Below are 12,819 nucleotides of genomic sequence, written 5' to 3'. Positions count from 1 at the left end.
GCCCCGGCCCGGACCACGAGCACCGCACTGGCGGCGTCCCCGGCGCACGGGGGCGCCGCCAGTGGCGTGCGTGCGCTCCCGTACGGTGAGATCCGGATCACTGAAAGAGACGTGTGACACCGCCTCCGGTGAGGAACTCTCTTGTGCGGGGCGGCTGTTGGGGTGCGAATCCCCGGTCGCCCCGGGGGCGCGGGCGGATGGTCACCGGGGCATCGAGTGGGGGGTAGGCATGGGCTTCTTCGACGGTCTGCGGCCCGGGCGGGCGATGGACTTCGCGGCGGGCGCGGCCGCGACGAACGCCATCGAGCTGACCAAGCGGCATCCGATGGTCTCGCTCACCAAACAGGGCGCGGCCACGGGGAACCTCCGCGTCAACCTGTCCTGGCAGATGCGGACCTCCGACCTCATCGGCAAGAAGCGCGGCGGCGGCGGACTGCTGCGCCACCCCTTCAAGCTGTTCCAGCCCGAAGAGGTCCAGGCGCACACCCAGAGCATGGTCAATGTGGACCTCGACCTCGGCTGTCTGTACGAGCTGGCGGACGGCACCAAGGGCGTGGTGCAGCCGCTCGGCAACTTCTTCGGGAGCCTGAACTCGCCGCCCTATGTGAAGGGCAGCGGCGACGATCGGTTCGGTTCCGGGACCGGCGAGACGCTGTACGTCAACCTCGACCACCGCGAGTCCATCAAGCGGCTCCTGGTGTTCGTCTACATCTACGACCAGACCCCGGCCTTCGACCGCACGCACGCCAAGATCACGCTCTACCCCAGCAACGGGCCGCGGATCGAGATCGACCTGGACGAGCGCCAGCCGCAGGCCCGCTCCTGCGCGGTGGTCCTCCTGGAGAACGTCAAGGACGAGCTGCTCGTGCGCCGCGAGGTGAAGTTCGTCTACGGCTTCCAGGCCGAGCTCGACCGGCTCTACGGCTGGGGCCTCCAGTGGGGCCGCGGCTACAAGTCCAAGGTCGGCTGAGCGGCCGCCCCCGCCCCGCTCAGCGCGCCAGGAACTGCGGCCCCTGCGGCGGCATCCGGAAGTTCGGGTCGGGCACGGGCACGGGCGCGACCGGATGCGGATAGCCGTACGCCGGCTGGGGCGCCACCGGCGGCTGGGTGACGTGCGCGGCCGCGGGCTGCGGATAGCCGTAGGCGGGCTGCGGCGCGGGGTGGCGCGGCGGCTCGGGCGGGTAGCCGTACGCAGGCTGGGGAGCGACGGCGGGCGCGGGCGGCGCGACCGGGTAGGAGGCGGACGGCTGCGGCTGTGCCGGGGGCAGCGGCCGCGCGGGGTGGGCGGCCGGGGGTCCCGCGGCGGCGCCGGGCCCGCGCGGCAGCGAGGCGTCCGGGGTCGGCTCGGGCACGGCCTCCGACTCGTCCACGGAGATGCCGAAGTCGGTGGCGAGGCCCACCAGGCCGTTGGAGTACCCCTCGCCGAGGGCGCGGAACTTCCAGCCCTCGCCGCGGCGGTAGAGCTCACCGCAGATCAGCGCGGTCTCGGCGCCGGTCTGCGGAGTGATGTCGAAGTACGCGAGCGGCTCGGCGGCTCCAGTGGCGCCGGGCGCGGCGTCGTACAGCAGGATCCGCAGCTCCCGCACCTGCTCGAAGGGCACGTCGTCGGCGGAGGCGACGACGAGCACGCGGTCGACGGCCGGGTCGAGGCCCGCGAGGTCCGCCTGGACGGTGTCGGTCAGATGGACGGCGGTGCCCTCGGTGACGCGCTTCTGGCCCAGGCGCCAGACCTTCCCCGAGGGGTGGCGCGGCTGGTTGTAGAAGACGAAGTCCTCGTCGGAGCGCACCCGGCCGTCGGTGCCGAGCAGCAGCGCCGACGCGTCGACGACGGGGGAGCCCTGGCTCAGCGTCCAGCGCAGGACCGCGCGGACCGCGGTGGCTTCCAGCGGGACGTTCGACCCCTTCAACATCGCGTGCGTCATGCCGTCATCCTGCCTTCCTCGTCCGGGCCGGGACAACGTGGGGCCCGGGGGCCGTCCCGGACTCGGGCCTTCCCCGGACCACCGGCCCGCAGACCTCTCCCACCGACCGCTTCTTTTCGGACACTCGTGCGTCTTGAATCTCCGTTGATTGCCCCTTGACGCCGTCTTGGGATCCCTTGTCCTATGACATCCGACTGTGCCGGTGTGGTGCCGAGGTGTACGACATGGCCGGGTTACCTGGATTTCATGCCCGAGGGGAACCCTGGACACTCGCCCTTACGTACTATTACCGGCCACATCTTCGGATCGCATACGCGATGCGGGCGAAATCAGGAGAATCCCAGGGGAACCCCATGCGTCACTTCGGGCACATAGCCCCAGAGGTGCGAGAGCGCCTCTTTCACAGGGAGCCGTATGCCTTCACCGCGGACTCCCCGCCGCAGCTCATCGCCGCCGCCCTCGGCGCGACGCTGTACAGCCCGGCCACGCGGCCGCAGCTGGCCGACGACATCCTCAAGCAGGCAGGGCGTGGCGTGATCTCGATGGTCATCTGTCTGGAGGACTCCATCGACGACGCCGAGGTCGTGGGCGCCGAGGAGAATCTGGTCCGGCACTTCCGGGATCTCGCCGCCCGCCCGGACGCCGAGCCTCCGCTGCTCTTCATCCGTGTCCGCGCCCCGGAGCAGATCCTCGATCTGACCCACAGGCTCGGCCCCGCGATCCGGCTCCTGTCCGGATTCGTACTGCCGAAGTTCACCGAGGAACGGGGCGTTCCGTTCCTGGAGTCGCTCGCCGCCGCCGAGGCGGCGAGCGGGCGGCGCCTGTTCGCGATGCCGGTCCTCGAATCGCCGCAGCTGCTCCATCTGGAGAGCCGCGCGGAGACGATCACCGGGATCGCCCGCACCGTCGACAAGTACCGCGACCGGGTGCTCGCGCTGCGGCTCGGCGTCACCGACTTCTGCTCGGCCTACGGCCTGCGCAGGCCCCCGCACATGACCGCGTACGACGTGCAGATCGTCGCCTCCGTCATCGCCGACGTGGTGAACCACCTCGGCCGCGCCGACGGCACCGGCTTCATCGTGACCGGGCCCGTGTGGGAGTACTTCCGCGTCCAGGAGCGGATGTTCAAGCCGCAGCTCCGCCAGAGCCCGTTCCTGGAGGTCCGCGCCGAGGAACTGCGCCAGGCCCTGATCGAGCACGACCTCGACGGCCTGCTCCGCGAGATCGAGCTGGACCGGGCCAACGGCCTGCTCGGCAAGACCTGCATCCACCCCTCGCACGTCATGCCCGTGCACGCCCTGTCCGTGGTCAGCCACGAGGAGTACAGCGACGCCCGGGACATCCTGCGCCCCGAGCGGGACGGCGGCGGAGTCATGCGCTCCGCGTACACGAACAAGATGAACGAGGTGAAGCCGCACCGCGCCTGGGCCGAGCGGACCCTGCGCCGCGCCGAGGTCTTCGGCGTCGCGCGCGAGGACGTCGGCTTCGTGGAGCTGCTCAGCGCGGGGCTGCCCTCGTGACGGACATAGACATAGACGTAGACGTAAGGAAGACGGAAGACGTGGTGTGGTCGGGTACGTGGGTCGCCGAGCGGCTCGGGGTCGAGCTGGACGGTGACGGACGGCTGAAGGAACTGCTCGGGCTCGCCCTGCGCCGCAACCCCAAGCGGGCGCATCTGTTGGTGTCGAACGTCCTCGGCAAGCACGTGCCGCAGCTGCCGTCGGTGGTCCGGCGGTCCGGGTACGAGCTCGGCCTGCGGGTGCGCGAGCTGCTCGGCCCCGAGGAGTGCGCGCGCGCCGTCGTCCTCGGCTACGCGGAGACGGCGACGGGCCTCGGCCACTGCGTCGCCGACGGCGTCGGCGACGCCCCCTATCTGCACTCGACGCGCCGCCCCGTCGCGGGCGCGGCGCGCGCGGGCGGCTTCGAGGAGTCCCACTCGCACGCCACCTCGCACCTGCTGCTCCCCGAGGACCCGCGGCTGCTCGCGGGCGCGGGCGCCCTGGTCCTCGTCGACGACGAGTTCTCCACCGGCAACACCGTCCTCAACACCGTCCGCGCCCTGCACGCGCGCTTCCCGCGCGAGCGGTACGTCATCGTGGCCCTGGTCGACATGCGCGCCCCCGCCGACCGGGACCGCCTCGACGCCTTCGCCGCGGAGATCGGCGCCCGCGTCGACCTGGTGGCCCTCGCGTCCGGCACGGTGCGGCTGCCGGAGGGGGTCCTGGAGAAGGGGCAGGCCCTCGTCGAGGAGCACGAGGGCGCGGCGGACGCCCTGCCCGCGCCGCGCGCCGAGCGCGCCCCCGTCACCCGCGCCCCCCTGGCCTGGCCCGACGGCGTCCCTGACGGGGGGCGCCACGGCTTCACGCCCGCGCACCGGGCGCGCCTGGCCGCCGCCCTTCCCGGCATGGCGGAGCGGCTCGCGCGGGCGCTGCCCGAGGGCGCCCGGCGCGTCCTCGTCCTCGGCTTCGAGGAGCTGATGTACGCGCCGCTCGCGCTCGGCGCCGCCCTGGAGGGGTACCTCGGCGACCGGGCGGAGGTCCGCTACTCCACCACCACCCGCTCGCCCGTCCTCGCCGTCGACGACCCCGGCTACGCCATCCGCACCCGGCTCGTCTTCCCCGCCCACGACGACCCGGCCGACGGGCCCGGCGACCGCTACGCCTACAACGTGGCGGGCGGCGGCTTCGACGCGGTCGTCGCCGTCGTCGACTCCACCGCCGACACGCCCGCCCTGCACGCCCCCGACGGGCTGCTCGCCCGGCTCTCCGCGCACACCGGGCACGTGCTGCTCGCCGTCGTGCCCTCGTACGCACCCGAAAGGTCCCCGTCCGTGCTGCCAGCACCCCTCCGTGGCCCCGCCTTCTCCTCGTACGCGCCCGACGACGTCGGCTGGCTGCTCCAGGACCTGTCGGAGGTCACGCTCGAAGCGCCCACCGAGGAGCGCGAGGAGGCCATCCAGAGCGGCGGCGCGCACTACGCCGAGTCGCTGCCCGTCGAGTACCAGCCGAGCGCCCAGTACCAGGAGCTGTTCCGGGCCGCGCTCGACACCTCCGCCGCCCGGATCGCGGGGGCCGTCGGCACGGTCACCGAGACGGTCATCGCCGAGCGCTCGCCCCGCCCCGTCCTCGTCTCCCTGGCCCGCGCGGGCACCCCGGTCGGCGTCCTGATGCGCCGCTGGGCGCGGCATCGCCACGGCCTCGACCTGCCGCACTACGCGGTGTCCATCGTGCGCGGCCGCGGCATCGACGCCAACGCCCTGCGCTGGCTCGCCGCGCACCACGACCCGGCCGACGTCGTCTTCGTCGACGGCTGGACCGGCAAGGGCGCCATCACCCGTGAACTCGCCGCCGCGATACGGGAGTTCGAAGCGGCCGAGGGCGTCACCGGCTTCAGTCCGGAGATGGCCGTGCTCGCCGACCCGGGCTCCTGCGTGCGCACGTACGGCACCCGTGAGGACTACCTCATCCCCTCCGCCTGCCTCAACTCGACGGTCTCCGGCCTCGTCTCGCGCACCGTGCTGCGCGCCGACCTGGTCGGCGCGCACGACTTCCACGGCGCGAAGTTCTACCGCGAGCTCGCGGCCGCCGACGTCTCCGTCGACTTCGTGGACGCGATCGCCGCCCGCTTCGACGAGGTGGGCGACGCCGTGGACACGCGGGTCAAGGAGGTCCTCGCCGCCGACCGCACCCCCACCTGGGAGGGCTGGGCCGCCGTGGAGCGGATCAGCGAGGAGTACGGCATCCATGACGTGAACCTCGTCAAGCCCGGCGTCGGCGAGACCACGCGCGTGCTGCTCCGCCGGGTGCCGTGGAAGATCCTCGCCAGGGCCGGGGCGGGCGCCGACCTCGACCACGTCCGGCTGCTCGCCGCCCAGCGCGGCGTGCCCGTCGAGGAGGTGGACGGACTCCCGTACACCTGCGTGGGCCTCATCCACCCCCAGTACACGCGCGGGGCGACCGGCGCCGACGGCAAGGCGGTGACCGGAGCGTGAGCGCCACGTCCGTCCGTCTCGTCGCCAGCGACCTCGACCGGACCCTCATCTACTCCGCAGCCGCGCTCGGCCTGCGCATGCCCGACGCCGAGGCGCCGCGCCTGCTGTGCGTCGAGGTGTACGAGGGCAAGCCGCTGTCGTACGTCACGGAGACCGCCGCCGGGCTGCTCGCGGAGCTGGGCAGGGCCGCCGTGTTCGTGCCCACGACCACGCGGACGCGCGAGCAGTACGCGCGCATCCACCTGCCCGGGCCCGCGCCCGCGTACGCGATCTGCGCCAACGGCGGCCACCTGCTCGTCGACGGGGTCCCCGACCCCGACTGGCGCGCGGCCGTCGACCGGCGCATCGCCGCGGACTGCGCCCCCCTGGAGGAGGTCCGCGCCCATCTGCTGCGCACCGCGGACCCGGCCTGGCTGCTCAAGGAGCGCGTCGCCGAGGACCTCTTCGCCTATCTGGTCGTCGAGCGCGCCCTGCTGCCGGACGGCTGGGTCAAGGAACTCGGCGAGTGGGCGGCGATGCGCGGCTGGACCGTCTCGCTCCAGGGGCGCAAGGTGTACGCCGTGCCGCGGCCGCTCACCAAGAGCGCGGCGATGCGCGAGGTCGCGCGGCGGGTCGGGGCCGACGAGACGCTGGCTGCGGGGGACTCGCTGCTCGACGCGGATTTGCTGGCCGCGGCGGACCGGTCCTTCCGGCCCTCGCACGGGGAGCTGGCCGACATCGGCTGGACCGCGCCGGGGCTCGTGGTGGTGCCGGAGGCCGGGGTCGCGGCGGGGGAGTCGATCGCGCGGCGCTTCCTGTCGGAGTGACCCGGACTTGACCGGCCTTCGGCCTCGTCCTCAAACGCCGGACGGGCTGGATGGTTGCCGGTGCGGACCGGATTTCGTCTGCGGCCTGCAGACGAGATGCGGAGCCCCCTTGTTCGGGAGGGGGCGGGTCAGGGGCGCGGCGCGGCGTAATCTTGGGGCATGCCCCGTTACGAGTACCGCTGCCGGCCCTGTGGTGACACCTTCGAGCTGAGCCGCCCCATGGCGGAGTCCGCGGCTCCGGCCGTGTGCCCGGCCGGACACGAGGACACCGTGAAGCTCCTGTCGACCGTGGCGGTCGGCGGCGCCGCCCCCGCCCCGGCCGGAGGGGGAGGCGGCGGCGGTTGCTGCGGCGGCGGCTGCTGCGGCTAGCGCAGCACGTCGGCCGCGCCGAGCAGGCCCAACTCCGCCCGCGTAGGGGCGCCTTCCCAGTCCCCGCGCGAGGCGACCGCGAAGGCCCCGGTGGTCACGGCCCGTTCGAGCCGCCCCGGCACGTCCGCCCCGTCGAGCAGCGCGGACAGATACCCGGCGACGAAGGCGTCCCCGGCGCCCACGGTGTCGACGACGCGCACCGGCACCGCCGGGCGGTGCCACGACGCGCCCCCCTCCACGTGAGCCGTGGCGCCGTCCGCGCCCAGCTTCACGACGACCTCCGGGACGCCGAGCCGCAGCAGCCGCTCGGCCGCCGCTCGCGCGTCGCCCGGTTCGCCCTCGGGCGGCAGGCACACCGGCAGCTCGTCGGCGGAGGCCACGAGCACGTCGACGTACGGCACCCAGGGGCGCAGGAAGGCGGCCGCGTCGCCCGTACTCCACAGCCGGGAGCGGTGGTTGACGTCCAGGCAGACGGGCACGGCGTGCTCGCGCGCCAGGCGCAGCACGCGCTCCCAGGCGGCGCGGGCCGCCTCGCCGAGGGCCGGGGTGACACCGGTCAGATGCAGCAGCCGGGGCGGCGTCGCGGCGAAGGCCCGCGCGACGGCCTCCGCGTCGACCCGTGAACCGGCGGACCCGGAGCGGTAGTAGTGGACCCGCGTCACCTCCGGGAGGCGCGGCTCGAAGAGGATCAGGCCGGTGGGCGCGTGCGGGTCGCGGCGGGCGCCCGTGACGTCCACGCCTTCGGCCCGCAGCGTCCGCAGGACCAGTTCACCGGCCTCGTCGTCGCCGACGGCGCCCGCCCAGGACGCGTCGTGCCCGAGCCGGGCCAGGCCGACGGCCACGTTCGACTCGGCCCCCGCGACGGACACGGTCAGGACGCCGCCCAGCTTCAGCGGCCCCTCGCCGCGCAGGGCGGCCATGGTCTCCCCGAAGGTGAACACGTCCGGGCCGGTGCCCGCGCCCGCGCGCACCCCGCTCACGCGCACACCTCCACGAACCGCCGCGCGCGCCGCCGCAGCGCGTCCAGGTCACCGCCGTCCGCCGCGTCCCCGACGAGCGGCGAGCCGACGCCCACCGCCGCGGCACCGTGCTCCAGATAGGCCTCGGCAGCGGCCGCGTCCACGCCGCCCACCGGTACGAACGGCAGGTCGGGGAAGGGGCCGCGGAGCGCCTTCAGATAGTCGGGGCCGCCCGTCGCCGACGCCGGGAAGACCTTCAGGGCGCTCGCGCCCGCCGCGCTCGCGGCGATCACGTCGGTCGGGGTCAGGACGCCCGCGAGCACGGGCAGGCCGAGGCCGATGCCGGTGTCGACGCCCGCGCCGAGGCCCGGGGTCACGATCAGGTTCGCGCCCGCCGCGGCCGCGCCCTCGGCGTCGTCCGCCGTCAGGACCGTGCCCGCGCCGAGCCACGCGTCCGGGCCGAGCTCGGCCCGCGCCCGGCGCAGCACGCCGAGCGCGCCGGAGCCACTCAGCGAGACCTCCACGAGCGGCACTCCGGACTCGACGAGCGCGAGGACGGTACGCAACGACGCCTCCGGGTCGCGGCCGCGCACGATGGCGAGCAGCCGCCGGGCCCGCAGCGCGGCGAGGAACCCGGCCGCGCCCGTGGCCGAACCGCCGGTCGAACTCTTGGTCACACCCTCGGTCATGCCCTCAGGCTCGCACAGCCCCCGGGGCGGTCCGACGCGGGGCACCGGGCCCGGGGTTCAGACGGCGCCCTGCCCCCGCTCCTCGCGGATCCGCGCGACCACCCGCGCCGCCGTCGCGCGTACGGCCTCCGTCTCGGTCAGGAACTGCCAGTAGTCGGGGTGGCGGCCCTCCAGGGCGGCCACCGCGCGGTCCAGGCGGGCCACCGCCTCGTCCAGCGGCCGTGCGTGCTGCGGGTCGGGGCGCTGGCGGCCCGCCATCGCCAGGCGCTGGGCGTCACGGACCGCGAACCGGGTGCGCTCGATCTCCGCCTGCGGGTCCTTGGAGACCTCGTTGAGGCGGCGCAGCCGGTCACCGGCCGCGGACACGGCCTCGTCGGTGGAGTTGAGCAGGGCCCGCACGGTCGACAGGCGCGCCGTCGCGTCCGGCCACCGCTGCTCCTCGCGGGCCCGCTGGGCCTCCTTCAGCTTGGTCTCCGCCTGCCGCACGCTCTCGGCTGCCTGCTCCGGGACGCGCTGGAGGTCCTGCCAGCAGGCCGCGGTGAAGCGGCGGCGCAGCTCGCTGAGGACCGGCTCGACCTGCTCGCTGCGGGTGGTCAGGGCCTGGGCGCGGGTGCGGAGCGAGACCAGGCGGCGGTCGATCTCGCGGGCCCGCTCGGGCAGCCGCTCGGCCTCCGCGCGGACGGCCTCCGCGTCGCGTACGACACGGTCGGCGCGCTGCAGCGTGTCGGGGACGCCGTGCTGCCCCGCGCCCTGGTTGAGCTTGGTCAGTTCGGGCGCGAGCGCGGCGAGCCGTCCCGCCAGGTCGTCGGCCTTCAGGCCCGCGCCGCGCACCGCGTCCAGGGCGTTGCTCGCGGCGAGGAGCGTCTGGCGGGCCCGCTCCACGGCGGGGGCGAGCCGGGCCAGCTGCGTCTCCGCCTTGTCGAGCAGCGGCCCGAGCCCCTGCGAGAAGCGGTCGAGGTCCTGCTTGGTCCTGTCGAGCGCGTCCTTGGCCGCCGTCAGCTCGGTGCGCGCCCGGGCGGCGGCGGACGTCTCCAGGTCGTCCCGGTCCAGGTCGTGCGCGTCGACGGCGCCGATGTACTGGTGGCTGACCTCGTCGATGCGCTGCCCGAACGCCTCGAAGTCCGTCGCGGCCCGCCGCGCGGCGGGCGAGGAGTCCACCGCGACGATCGTCTCGATCGAGATCCGCAAGTCCCGCTGCGCCGAGTCCAGCTCGTAGAACGCGGCGGCCGCCGCGTCCTTCGCCGCCTGCGCGTCAGCCCGCACACTCTCGCCGCGCCCCCCGAACCACCGCCGGGTCCCCCCTCCGGCGAAGGAGGCGGACGCCACGGCGACGAGCAGGGGAAGCAGGGCGAGCGTCAGCGACCCTGGAAGGAGCGCGGGGCGGGACGCCGTGCGGCTCCGCCGCGTGGGCGCGCCCAGCCCCCGACGCCCCGCAGAAGAGAACACCGGCGGAGAGGCAGAGGAGGCCGTGCCGCACCTGTGCGGCTGCGATGGTGTCGCCGTCACTGTCCCTCTCCCGTGCTGTCATCCGCCCTGCCCGGCCGGTGTCACATTCTCCCACCGGTAGAGGACGAACACACGGGGTGGTCAGTTCGCCGCGCGCACCGTGATGTTGCCGTCGACGCTGCGTACCGACACCTGGTGCGGGCTGTCGTCGGCGCGCGGCACGGACACGTCGACGCCGCCGTCCACGCTCTTGGTGTCCACGCGGTACCGGGCGTCGGGCAGGGCGACGGTCACGGACCCGTCCTTGCTCCGCGCCCGCACCCGGTCCGGTACGGCGTCGAGTTCGAGCCGCACGGAACCGTCCTGGGAGTCGGCGCTGACCCGCTTCGAGGTGACGTTGTCGGTGCGGACGGAGCCGTCGGTGCTGTGCAGCTCCAGCGGCCCGCTGGTGTTGCGCACGGTCACGCTGCCGTCGGCCGAGCGCACCTTCAGGGGGTCGCGGAAGCCGCTGGCGGTCACCTGGCCGTCGTGGTTCAGGATGGTCACGGCGACGCCGCGCGGCACGACGACGCGGTGCTTGGCGGAGCAGTTGCTGATCACACCGCTGCACTTCACCCGGAACGTGAGCTTGTCGCCATCGGCGCTCTGCTTCCAGGTGACCTTGGGACTCCCGCCGAGCACGGTCCGCCCGTCGAACCAGCGCGTGACCCGTACGTCCTTCACGCGGTCCGAGGCGACGACGTCCAGCGCGGAGTCGTCGGAGTCGAGGGTCAGCGTCCGCCCGGGCAGGCTGAACGTCCGCCGCTCCGGCGTCTTGTCGTCGTCGGCGCTGGCCCCGCACGCGGTGACGAGCCCGAGCACGGCCGCCGTGGTGCCGACACCGGCGATGACGCGCAGGCTCCGCGGACCGAGCGGACCCGGGCGACGGCTGTGGGCGGTGGTCATGATCGTCTTCTCCCCTGGAAACCCCCTCGCGGCTGCTGCCGCGAGCACACTCCGAACAGTAGGAAGCGGAGCGCGCCCGGGGGATCCGGGCCGCTACCGGATCCGAGGTGGGGATATCCCCCCTGCCGGTCGGGGGGCGTCTACGGGGGTGCGGGGAACTGCCACCGGCAAGGTAGGCTGTCCACTCGTCCCGGGCGCGTAGCTCAGGGGTAGAGCGTCGCCCTTACAAGGCGAATGTCGGCGGTTCGAAACCGTCCGCGCCCACCGGGTCTGACCTGCAGCGGAGCCCCGTACCAAGATCGGTACGGGGCTCTTTGTAGATCATTTAGGAGATCATCCTCTCGGGCCCTCACGTCCCGGCCCGGCGCGCCACCCGCTGCCCGAGCCGCCACCGGGCCTCCAGGCTATCCAGACGGTGCCTGCGCATCTCCGGCGTCACATGCTCGTACGTGCTTTCAATGTCCTTCGTGCCGGATGGGCGCCTCCGTGGCGCACGGCCCCCTTCGCCTTCGGGTGCAAGGGGGTTTCGTCGTGTCTGCGGGTCACCGGCCGAGGCGTATCTCGTCAGAGGGTGATTTCGCTGCGTAGGGAGCCGACCTGCAGCTCCTCCCGGATGGCGTTGCGCAGTACCTGGAGGTGAAGGTTGTAGGTCGCCAGGTCGGCCTCGTACTCAGGGGAGCCCATGCCCTGGCCTTGAGCGATGCGGACGCGTAGGACGCGCAGACTTTGGAATGCAGCGTCTGCTGCCTGGACGACTGTCTCTGGGGCGGTGAGCACAAGATGCTCCCGGGTTTCAACCAGCTCCGCATCGCGCATGGCCGCCCTGGCGGCCAGATGTCGCGGGACATCTTCCGAGTGGTCGCCCAGTGAGACTGCGCGCAGGGACTGGCTAGCCCGATGTAAAGCGCTCAGGTAGGCAACGTAGATCTCCCTCTGCGCGCTGAGCCGCCGGTCATTGTGTTCCCTCTTCCAGCGCAGGCTCTCCGACAGCAGAGCCGAGCCCAGACCAACCATGGCTCCCACAACGGTAGACAGCAGTGCGACCCATGTCATGAGCGGAGGTGATACCCCAGCAGCCGCGACTCAGCGGCGTCCGGAGACAGGCCGAGTGCCTGCCCCAGTGTCTCGCCTGAAAGGCCGTCGCCTTCCGCACGCCTGGCGGAGTCGCGGGCAACCCGCTTGGTCAAGCCCTCCAGGACGATGACCGCCTTCAGGGCAGCCAGCGGTGCGTCCTGAACCAGGCGCGTCAGCTGGCCGTCGATCTGCTCGATCAGATCTGCCAGCTCGGTGGGGAGAGGGACGGTCCGGGCCGCTACGTCGTTGATGTGCCGCTCCCAGTCCAAGAGCGGCTCGGGCGAGGGGAAGTCTTCCGTGTAGGCATCGACCTGGTCCCAGTCGATGGGGTACTCGGTTTCCCCGCGCCATCCGCAGGAGCAGGCGCCGCGGGCCCGCGTGGCTCGCGGGCGGCCCAGGGTGCCGCTGTAGGCCCACCACTCGCGTGTCTCGTGGAAGCTGGGACCGCTGCCAGGGTCGATGCGTGCCTTCTTGGGCTCGGAGCCGTCCGCGAGCACGGCTCCGGCCCAGCCCTCGTGGCTCGTGCCGTACTCCTCCGTGGTCCACATGGCTGCTCCTCTCCGCGTAGGGATCGGGGTCCACCATGCCGAACTCGGGCCGGGCGCGGGGCTGTTCCAA

At 73.5% G+C, this 12,819-nt stretch carries 12 protein-coding genes and 1 tRNA gene; 6 read left to right on the top strand and 7 right to left on the bottom strand.

Annotation, left to right across the window (positions count from 1 at the left end):
- Window positions 1-229: 229 nt before the first annotated feature.
- The gene (locus tag CP982_RS13820; protein ID WP_150510807.1) at window positions 230-970 is read left to right on the top strand and encodes a TerD family protein; all 741 of its coding nucleotides are present in this window, start codon (window positions 230-232) and stop codon (window positions 968-970) included.
- A 19-nt stretch (window positions 971-989) separates the two neighbouring features.
- On the opposite strand, the gene CP982_RS13815 is transcribed toward CP982_RS13820, so the two are convergent.
- Window positions 990-1,922: a TerD family protein gene (locus tag CP982_RS13815; protein ID WP_150510806.1), complete on the bottom strand. Its 933-nt coding sequence runs from the start codon at window positions 1,920-1,922 to the stop codon at window positions 990-992.
- Between the two features lie 353 nt (window positions 1,923-2,275).
- Between CP982_RS13815 and CP982_RS13810 the strand changes: the two genes are divergently transcribed.
- The 4 genes from CP982_RS13810 to CP982_RS13795 all read left to right on the top strand — a co-directional run bounded on the left by CP982_RS13810 (window position 2,276) and on the right by CP982_RS13795 (window position 7,088).
- On the top strand, window positions 2,276-3,442 hold the full coding sequence (locus CP982_RS13810; RefSeq protein ID WP_150510805.1) for an HpcH/HpaI aldolase/citrate lyase family protein: 1,167 nt from the start codon (window positions 2,276-2,278) through the stop codon (window positions 3,440-3,442).
- 41 nt (window positions 3,443-3,483) lie between these two features.
- Window positions 3,484-5,913 (top strand): phosphoribosyltransferase, encoded by a 2,430-nt coding sequence (locus CP982_RS13805; protein ID WP_229878901.1) that lies wholly within the window; start codon window positions 3,484-3,486, stop codon window positions 5,911-5,913.
- Between the two features lie 77 nt (window positions 5,914-5,990).
- Window positions 5,991-6,719 (top strand): HAD family hydrolase, encoded by a 729-nt coding sequence (locus CP982_RS13800; protein ID WP_221514951.1) that lies wholly within the window; start codon window positions 5,991-5,993, stop codon window positions 6,717-6,719.
- A gap of 159 nt (window positions 6,720-6,878) precedes the next feature.
- Entirely contained in the window at window positions 6,879-7,088 is a 210-nt protein-coding gene (locus CP982_RS13795) for an FmdB family zinc ribbon protein (protein ID WP_150510802.1), read from the top strand.
- Here CP982_RS13795 and CP982_RS13790 read toward each other — a convergent pair.
- The 4 genes from CP982_RS13790 to CP982_RS13775 all read right to left on the bottom strand — a co-directional run bounded on the left by CP982_RS13790 (window position 7,085) and on the right by CP982_RS13775 (window position 11,127).
- A complete protein-coding gene (locus CP982_RS13790) occupies window positions 7,085-8,068 on the bottom strand; it encodes a sugar kinase (RefSeq protein WP_268255467.1) in 984 nt (327 codons plus the stop codon). The two genes, CP982_RS13795 and CP982_RS13790, sit on opposite strands and share 4 nt — an antisense overlap.
- Window positions 8,065-8,736 (bottom strand): bifunctional 4-hydroxy-2-oxoglutarate aldolase/2-dehydro-3-deoxy-phosphogluconate aldolase, encoded by a 672-nt coding sequence (locus CP982_RS13785; protein ID WP_150510801.1) that lies wholly within the window; start codon window positions 8,734-8,736, stop codon window positions 8,065-8,067. Before CP982_RS13785 ends, CP982_RS13790 begins: the two co-directional genes overlap by 4 nt.
- A 57-nt stretch (window positions 8,737-8,793) precedes the next feature.
- The gene (locus tag CP982_RS13780) at window positions 8,794-10,242 is read right to left on the bottom strand and encodes a coiled-coil domain-containing protein (RefSeq protein ID WP_372503355.1); all 1,449 of its coding nucleotides are present in this window, start codon (window positions 10,240-10,242) and stop codon (window positions 8,794-8,796) included.
- Window positions 10,243-10,323: 81 nt separating this feature from the next.
- Window positions 10,324-11,127 carry a DUF4097 family beta strand repeat-containing protein gene (locus CP982_RS13775; protein WP_150510800.1) on the bottom strand — a complete coding sequence of 268 codons (804 nt, stop codon included), beginning with the start codon at window positions 11,125-11,127 and terminating at the stop codon, window positions 10,324-10,326.
- Between the two features lie 192 nt (window positions 11,128-11,319).
- On the opposite strand from CP982_RS13775, the gene CP982_RS13770 reads away from it, so the two are divergent.
- A tRNA-Val gene (locus tag CP982_RS13770) sits at window positions 11,320-11,391 on the top strand.
- A gap of 300 nt (window positions 11,392-11,691) precedes the next feature.
- Here CP982_RS13770 and CP982_RS13765 read toward each other — a convergent pair.
- Window positions 11,692-12,180 carry a hypothetical protein gene (locus CP982_RS13765; RefSeq protein ID WP_150510799.1) on the bottom strand — a complete coding sequence of 163 codons (489 nt, stop codon included), beginning with the start codon at window positions 12,178-12,180 and terminating at the stop codon, window positions 11,692-11,694.
- Window positions 12,177-12,749 (bottom strand): hypothetical protein, encoded by a 573-nt coding sequence (locus CP982_RS13760; protein WP_150510798.1) that lies wholly within the window; start codon window positions 12,747-12,749, stop codon window positions 12,177-12,179. The genes CP982_RS13765 and CP982_RS13760 overlap by 4 nt, the downstream gene beginning before the upstream one ends.
- Window positions 12,750-12,819 lie beyond the last annotated feature (70 nt).

This window comes from Streptomyces spectabilis (assembly GCF_008704795.1).
GTDB lineage: Bacteria > Actinomycetota > Actinomycetes > Streptomycetales > Streptomycetaceae > Streptomyces > Streptomyces spectabilis.
The sequence above is the reverse complement of the archived record's forward strand: the minus strand, read 5'-3'. Positions and strand labels throughout refer to the sequence as shown.

What these genes read in the sequence shown, in the direction of transcription:
- CP982_RS13820 (WP_150510807.1), top strand. Translation starts at nt 230, where the DNA reads ATGGGCTTCTTCGACGGTCTGCGGCCCGGGCGGGCGATGGACTTCGCG.
- CP982_RS13815 (WP_150510806.1), bottom strand. Translation starts at nt 1,922, where the DNA reads ATGACGCACGCGATGTTGAAGGGGTCGAACGTCCCGCTGGAAGCCACC.
- CP982_RS13810 (WP_150510805.1), top strand. Translation starts at nt 2,276, where the DNA reads ATGCGTCACTTCGGGCACATAGCCCCAGAGGTGCGAGAGCGCCTCTTT.
- CP982_RS13800 (WP_221514951.1), top strand. Translation starts at nt 5,991, where the DNA reads ATGCCCGACGCCGAGGCGCCGCGCCTGCTGTGCGTCGAGGTGTACGAG.
- CP982_RS13795 (WP_150510802.1), top strand. Translation starts at nt 6,879, where the DNA reads ATGCCCCGTTACGAGTACCGCTGCCGGCCCTGTGGTGACACCTTCGAG.
- CP982_RS13785 (WP_150510801.1), bottom strand. Translation starts at nt 8,736, where the DNA reads ATGACCGAGGGTGTGACCAAGAGTTCGACCGGCGGTTCGGCCACGGGC.
- CP982_RS13775 (WP_150510800.1), bottom strand. Translation starts at nt 11,127, where the DNA reads ATGACCACCGCCCACAGCCGTCGCCCGGGTCCGCTCGGTCCGCGGAGC.
- CP982_RS13765 (WP_150510799.1), bottom strand. Translation starts at nt 12,180, where the DNA reads ATGACATGGGTCGCACTGCTGTCTACCGTTGTGGGAGCCATGGTTGGT.
- CP982_RS13760 (WP_150510798.1), bottom strand. Translation starts at nt 12,749, where the DNA reads ATGTGGACCACGGAGGAGTACGGCACGAGCCACGAGGGCTGGGCCGGA.